The organism is Thermogutta sp. (assembly GCF_039793925.1).
Lineage (GTDB): Bacteria > Planctomycetota > Planctomycetia > Pirellulales > Thermoguttaceae > Thermogutta.
The window spans coordinates 1-6,762 of sequence record NZ_JBAMME010000165.1 but is presented as its reverse complement, the minus strand read 5'-3'; the positions used below and the strand labels follow the sequence as shown (position 1 = coordinate 6,762).

The following is a 6,762-nucleotide window of genomic DNA, read 5'->3' as shown; positions in this document are numbered from 1 at the left end:
CGGAGAGTCTTATGAGATGAGCACCCAATCGCCGGTGCGATGACCTTGACGAGGAGTGGCTCAAATCTCATAAAACGTCCGAACTCCCAAAGAATGCACCGGCTCGATGGAGGGCCCACCGGTTCATTCTCACGACAATGAGAACTTTAGCCTAAAGAAGATCTTTAGGCAAGCCCTCACCTTGCATTTTTTTCGACAGAAAGATACCTCCCCCATGAAGATATCTTTTCCGAAGCGAAACTTACGAGATTGATTGGGTTATTATGCTCCTTTTGTGCTGATTTCCGTTTCTCTTTGCGCTATCCTTCGCCACTTTTTGCACTGGGCAGGCGAAAGGGTCAACGTGTTACACGGGCAATTCCTGAATTGGCCCCCACTGGAGAGACAAGGTTGCGATACCCAAAGTACTGCAGGGGCGATTCATGATGCCCTTCCGTTTAATGCAGACCTGACAAGCGGGTCCCTCCGAGATGCAAAGGGGCACACTCGTCGTGCCCGGTTGCATTTTCCGGCGACTCAACGAGTTTCCCGGCGAAAACCCAACTTATAGGCCATTTCGAAATCTGCGCGGGCTTTCTCCTCTTCGCCCAGCATCTGATAGACGAGTGCCCGGTTGTTATAAGCGTCCGCCAGGTCGGGCTTCAGACGAATAGCCTGGTCGAAGTCGGCCAGGGCCTTGTCGAGTTGGCGGAACGCCTGATAGATCGTGCCGCGGTTGTTGTATGCCCGATAGTGCCGGGGATCGAGTTCTATTGCCCGCGTGTAGTCCGCCAGCGCGTTGTGAAAATCCTCTTTGAGTGCGTATGCAAACCCCCGGTTGAAATAAGCGTTGGCATCCTGCGGATTGAGCTGGATCGCCACCGTGAAATCGGCAATTGCCGGGTCGTACAGTTTTTTCCCAAAATAGGCCACGCCACGACCGTTATACGCTTCCCCAAGGTTCGGGTTGAGTCGCAGGGCCTCATTGAAGTCGGCAATCGCCCAATCGTAATCACCCTTGGCAGTGCACGCGAGACCGCGTGTGCAATAGGCCTCGGCCATTTGGGGATTGAGGCGGATGGCTGTCGTCAGATCGCCGATGGCCCACTGGTACTGTCCCCTGGTATAGTAAGCCAGACCCCGCGCATAGTATGCGCGGGCACACTTGGGCGCCGTGCGAACGGCCTGATGAAATCGCGTCAAGGCCTCTTCTGAATTTCCCCCTTCTAAAAGTTCCATTCCCTCGGCGATCAGTTTTTCCGCCTGTTGCTGGGCGGGATCCACCGGCGGAGCGGCCGGGGCTGTCGGTTTCAGGGCGGCCGCGATCTTATTCCACAAACCTTTCAGCGCAGGCATGACCGTACTCACGATGAGACCGAGCCAACGACTATTTTTTCCCCGGCGGCCTGCCGAGGGCGACTGGAACACGCACTCACGGGAGAAGATCAAGATCCTCCGACGACGTGAACCCTCTTTGGATCAGTTTAGGACTGAGACACGCTTCCCGCAACAATCTGGTTTTCGGCAATTGGGGCACGCCACCCATATGGGGTGTTTGCCTGGGCACCACGCCAGCGGGACGACCCCAATGTGTGGACGACAGAAAAGGCAATTCCGGGAAGACTTTCAATCTCCGACGTTGGGGGCAGGTTCTGCCACTCGGGGACGCGCCATCTGGGGTATTGGTGGAGAACCACTGTCCTGCGGGCCGCGACTGCGATAGACGCCCACCTCGGCCTTGCCGTCTCCATTGAAGTCTGCAGCGAATGGCCGATCGCCTTTTCCGCCCAGCAGGAACACTTTATCTACTTCTGTGAGTCGGAAGTCACCGTCGGTATCGAGGATAAATCGGCCCTCGCGATACACGCCGAGCTTGGTGATTCCATCGCCAGTCCAATCACCCACGACGGGAATATCACCCGCTTGGCCAAAGAACGCAAGTCGGTCTTTCTCGCCCCAGCGTCCGTCGCCATCCATGTCGAGATACCACACACCTCCGCGGAAGACGCCGATGGTGGCGATTCCGTCTCCATTCCAGTCGCCGACCACGGCAAAGTCCCCAGGCTCGCCGTACATGAAGACGTGGTCGACAAGGTCTTCACGAGCGGGTCCGGCAGCTCCTTGCTTGAGGATCCGCCTTTCGTCAGGGGCCTGGGCCGGAGTGGGAGGCAGATTTCTGGGGCGCAGCGCCACGAGCCGATTTTGGGCGTCGGGAAGCCCCGGCTCCACCCGCAACGCCCGATCATCGCCAAGCCACGCTGGTCCAAATACCCCCACGTCGGCCTTGCCGTCGCCATCCCAGTCACCGGCGACAGGCTGATCGCCGTCCCTGCCCAGCTTGATCCACAGGTCGCCTTCGTCCCAGACTCCATTGCCGTTCAGGTCGATGAAGAACATTCCGCCGAAGAAAACACCAAGTTGGGCGTGCCGCACTCCCGCAAAATCGGCAACGACGGGTAAAGCCGCCTCCGTGCCGAGCGTGCCGAGAGTTGTCACCTCACCCGTGGTAAGATCAAGGATTTTCCATTCGCCACGATCGAGTGGCAGGCCTTCCCATCGCGCGGGGTCGAAATAGCTGGCTTCCCGAATAGTCACCTGCCGCAGGCCATCCTCGCGGTGTCGCGGCGCTCCCCCGTTGATAACGCTCAGGTGCCAGGTGTATTCGACGGTTCCCGCACTTCCGGCAAAACGGGGAAGAGTCGGCTGGTTGGGCAACACGGGAGAAATCTGCAAAATGATCGGTGTGCTATCCGGTGGAATTACTGGAGATCGTGGTGCTGGAAGTGGTGGCGACGGGGGTGGGGTGAATGGCGGAATGAAAGGCGGAATCGCCGTCACAATCACCTCGGCAAAGTTGTACTCTTCTCCCGCGCTACCAGCGCCCAGCGTCACAAAGAGAATCGCGTCATACTGGGGATCAAACGCGAGTGGCGGAAGAGCGCCCAGATCCATCCCGGGATTGATCGCCAGTCCCCCCAGATTACCCGCTGTATCGGGACCGTCTTCGTATCCTGCCGGTTGAATTTCCCGGATGGTGTAAACCCCCGGCCGAAGGTTGGTGAACTGATAAAATCCGTTCTCATCCGTGTAGGCGACCAGTGGCTTGCCCGAGGCGTCCAGAACGGGTCGTCCCTGGGCATCGCGCAATTCGATTTGGACACCGGTCAGAGGCGTATCATCTGGCGTGCGACGGCCATCGCGGAGCTGGAATGGGTCAGGACGCGGTTGCCCCCAAACATACGTGATCGCGGGGCCATCTTGAAACACGTAGCCGCTAATGCTTGCCGGCCGAATTTCGGCGAAGTTGTACTCTTCCCCAGACACCCCAGGAGGCAGTTTCACGTTGGCGATGCGGTCGTTGCCGTCTATTTCGCCGCCCGCCGTTCCCACAAAGTCAGCGCCGTCGAGGTAGCCCTTCGGCTGGATCTCCACTACCGAATAATAACCCGGAAAAAGATTCTCGAATCGGTATCGCCCATTGGCGTCGGTGGTGGTTGTGGCCACGAGCTTTCCTTCAGACGTATACAGTTCGATGGTCACGCCGGAGATCGGTTGATCTTCGGCGTCGATGAGATCATTCGCGTTTTCATCCGAGACCACCCGTCCCGCGAGGCTTACCGGGGCAATTTCCCCGAAGAGGTACTGGCGGCCTTCGGTTCCCGATAGGAGCACAATATTGGCAATCGTATCCGGCTGGAGAAGCTCCCCGCCCGCTGTTCCCGCGTGGTCGCAGCCATCGAAGTAAGCGTCCGGTTGGATCTCGGTCAGCGTGTAAGTTCCCGGAAGAAGACCAGTGAACTCATAACGTCCGTTTGCATCGGTAACGGCTGTGGCGAGTAAACTCCCATTTGCGTGCCGAAGTTGGATCGTCACGCCGGGCAGCGTGGGTTCTCCGGCATCATACTGGCAGTTGAGGTTGAGGTCGGAATAGACCCATCCGGACAGTGATGCCGGCAAGATTTCGCCAAAGTCATACTCGGTGCCCACTCCAGCCACCGGCACGTGAATCTGAGTGATCGCATCGCCGGGGTTTTGCGCTTCTCCGCCGAGCGACCCGGCTCGATCCAGGCCGTCGATATAGTCAGCAGGTTGTGTCTCTTCCACGCGATAAGTACCGGGATAGAGTCCGGCGACGGCCCAGCTTCCGTCCGCTGTGGTGGTCACTGTCCAGGACTGCTGAGGGGCAAAGCGATCAGCTTCGCGAATGACCACAATAGTCACGCCTGGGATTCCGGTTTCGCCCTCTTCACGGAGACCGTTATTGTTGATGTCGTGATAGACGTGACCGGAGAGCCGGGCCGGCCGAACCTCTGCGAAATTGTTTCCAAGGCTTTCATCACCACCCAGAAGCGTGATTTCTGAAATGACATCCGCGGAGTGGACGGTACCGCGCTGGGTGCCGTTGACCGCTCCCGCCGCTGCGCCCACGCTGAGATAGCCGTCCGGCTGCTGCTCCACCACGCGGTATGTGCCGGGCAATAAATTGTCAAAGCGGTAGAAGCCGTCGCTGTCGGTGGTTGTTGTGCGTCCCGTGAAAACGTATTCTCCCGTGTTCTCCTCCTTTTGCCATAGCTGGAGTGTTACTTCGGGGAGCGGCCGATCGCCCGAGTTGAAAACCACATCCAGGTTGGGATCTTCAAAAACGCGCCCACTGATAGCCACTGGCAAAGGAGTTTGGTTCAGGCTGATAAACGCCCCGGCTGTGCGGACGGGTTCGGGTTCTGCCAGTGGCGGACTGTAGCTATCGGAAGGGAGTGTCAAACCCGAAGCTACGAGTTTTGTGTCGTAAGCATCGATAAACATATCGTCGCCCGACGCGTCGTAATAATGCGGCGCGACGAAAAGCGCTGTCAGCCGGGAACCTTCAAATTCATTTCCTTCGGCCACGGCATTGGGCCCCAGAAAGCCCATTTCATCCACGTCAATGCTGAAGACAAATCGTTCCCCGGCGTCAAAGCCGACGAAGTCCAGAACGAGTTTTGTGCCCCCATCCACTACCGACACGGAGTAGCTATCAATGCCGTCGGCGGAGATCACCTTGAAGGGGCCATAACCAAAAGCCCCCAACCCATCCGGGGACGTATCGAAGAAACAATCCCCGATCGTCAGGCCGTCGCCGAGTTTATCGGTGTCAATAATGATTCGGGTGAGTTGGGTGCCGGGGGCACCGCCCTGGAAAGTGAGCTCAAACGTATCGCCACTTTCGTCAGTGCCAGTGGCGTCTTCGTAATAGACCATGCCCAAATGGATCGGCGAAGCCGATAGGAGCATGCGGGCTTCCATCTGTTCGAAGTGGCACCGGCGGTAGCGCAGGACCGACTTCGATCGCCGACCGGCATAGCGGATGTTCCCGAATAGACGTGTCATTATGCGTTTCACACTCGTCCTCCGTGCGAGGTTGTGCCTCCGTGTTTGGTTTTTCTACAGATCAGAAAAGCCCTTAGGCCGGGCTGTGGTCATTTTCAAGGTGTATCCATTCACGCTTCCGGGCTTACTGGCGAACGGATCGGGGTGCGGTGTTTGCGGGGCGTTCTCCGACCACCGTGGCGGCTGGGAGTTGCCAGAATCGAATCGTCGTGTCGTAACTTCCCGAGGCGAGTACCCCCTGCTCTCCGGTCCATACGAGCCGGGCGACGGTGCCCGTATGACCGCGCAGTCGTCCGATTTCTCGGCCGGTGAGGAGTTCAAAGACGCGGATTTCGTTGCGGGACGTGCCCGCGGCAATTTCTTGTCCGCCGTTACAAAACGTGAGCGTGGTGATTTGCCCTTCATCCAATTCCATGCTGGAGACGAGCTGGAATGACGACGCCGACAGAGCGAAGACTCGCACGCGTCCATCCTCACCGCCAACGGCCAGAAGTTCTCCCGTCGGTGCAAAGGCCAGGGCACGCTGGCGGCGGGGCGCGACCGTCTGGTCCAGCACGAGACGACCGCTCGAAACTTCCCAGAGCTGGAGTCGGCCACTTCCTCCTGTGACCGCAACAAATCGGCCATCCGGCGAGAAGGCCACGTCCCGCAAGTCCCGCACGCCGGTTGAAAACTGTCGCACCATCCGCCCGGTGATCGCTTCGAGGATAGTCAATTTTGGGTCAAACCCCGCGAGGGCGATCAATTGGCCATCAGGGCTGAACGAAACGGCCCTCAAAGCGGATTCAGATACTTGGAGCCGATACAGTTGTTTTGCGGACTGCCAGTCCCAAAGCGTGAGCACACCCCATTCGTTAACGGCTGCCAGACATCGGCCGGTGGGATCAAAGCTCAGATCATACACCCAGCCTTCGCTCGGCCAGGTGGCCAGAAGTCGATCCCCACCCGACCCAAACAGCCGAATCTGATGATCGTCCCCTGCGGTGGCGAGGAGGTTGTGGGCCGTATCCATATCCAGAGCGGTGATGACAGGGGCCCGCGACTCCCCCCGTTTTTTCATATCCACGACATGAAACGAGCTGAAAACGGTAGGCGTCTGGGCCGATAGGAACCCTTGGAAAACAGCCCATACCAGTACCGGAAGGGCGAGATACGGAAACCTATTCCACTGGATCTTCATCTCGGAACTTCCTGGAGAGTGCAGGTAACGGCGATGCCGGCAGCAAGCCGGTCCTTTCTTAGAAATCGGCAAGCAGAGAGTTATTTCAGCCGTCAAACGCCGTTTGAGTGATTAACTCGGATTAGTCTGCGTCTTTTGACGAGGAAGAGTGTAAGGATTGTGTTGATTGTAGCGGCCGAATGGGGGACCTGGGGACTAGCTGCGTCGCTGTCTGGCGAATTGATCAGGCTGGGAGG

3 protein-coding genes are annotated in these 6,762 nt (G+C 58.1%); all 3 read right to left on the bottom strand.

The genetic code is table 11. The annotated features are described in order from the left end of the window. Positions 1-516 precede the first annotated feature (516 nt). Positions 517-1,335 (bottom strand): tetratricopeptide repeat protein, encoded by an 819-nt coding sequence (locus ABJK56_RS06355; RefSeq protein WP_347243824.1) that lies wholly within the window; start codon positions 1,333-1,335, stop codon positions 517-519. 270 nt (positions 1,336-1,605) lie between these two features. Beyond that, positions 1,606-5,358 (bottom strand): SdrD B-like domain-containing protein, encoded by a 3,753-nt coding sequence (locus ABJK56_RS06350; RefSeq protein WP_347243823.1) that lies wholly within the window; start codon positions 5,356-5,358, stop codon positions 1,606-1,608. A gap of 112 nt (positions 5,359-5,470) precedes the next feature. After that, positions 5,471-6,526, bottom strand: coding sequence for a WD40 repeat domain-containing protein (locus ABJK56_RS06345; protein WP_347243822.1), 1,056 nt, complete (start codon positions 6,524-6,526; stop codon positions 5,471-5,473). Positions 6,527-6,762 lie beyond the last annotated feature (236 nt).

Bases quoted from the DNA above. Each gene is read 5' to 3' on its own strand.
- ABJK56_RS06355 (WP_347243824.1), bottom strand. From the start codon at position 1,335: ATGCCTGCGCTGAAAGGTTTGTGGAATAAGATCGCGGCCGCCCTGAAA.
- ABJK56_RS06345 (WP_347243822.1), bottom strand. From the start codon at position 6,526: ATGAAGATCCAGTGGAATAGGTTTCCGTATCTCGCCCTTCCGGTACTG.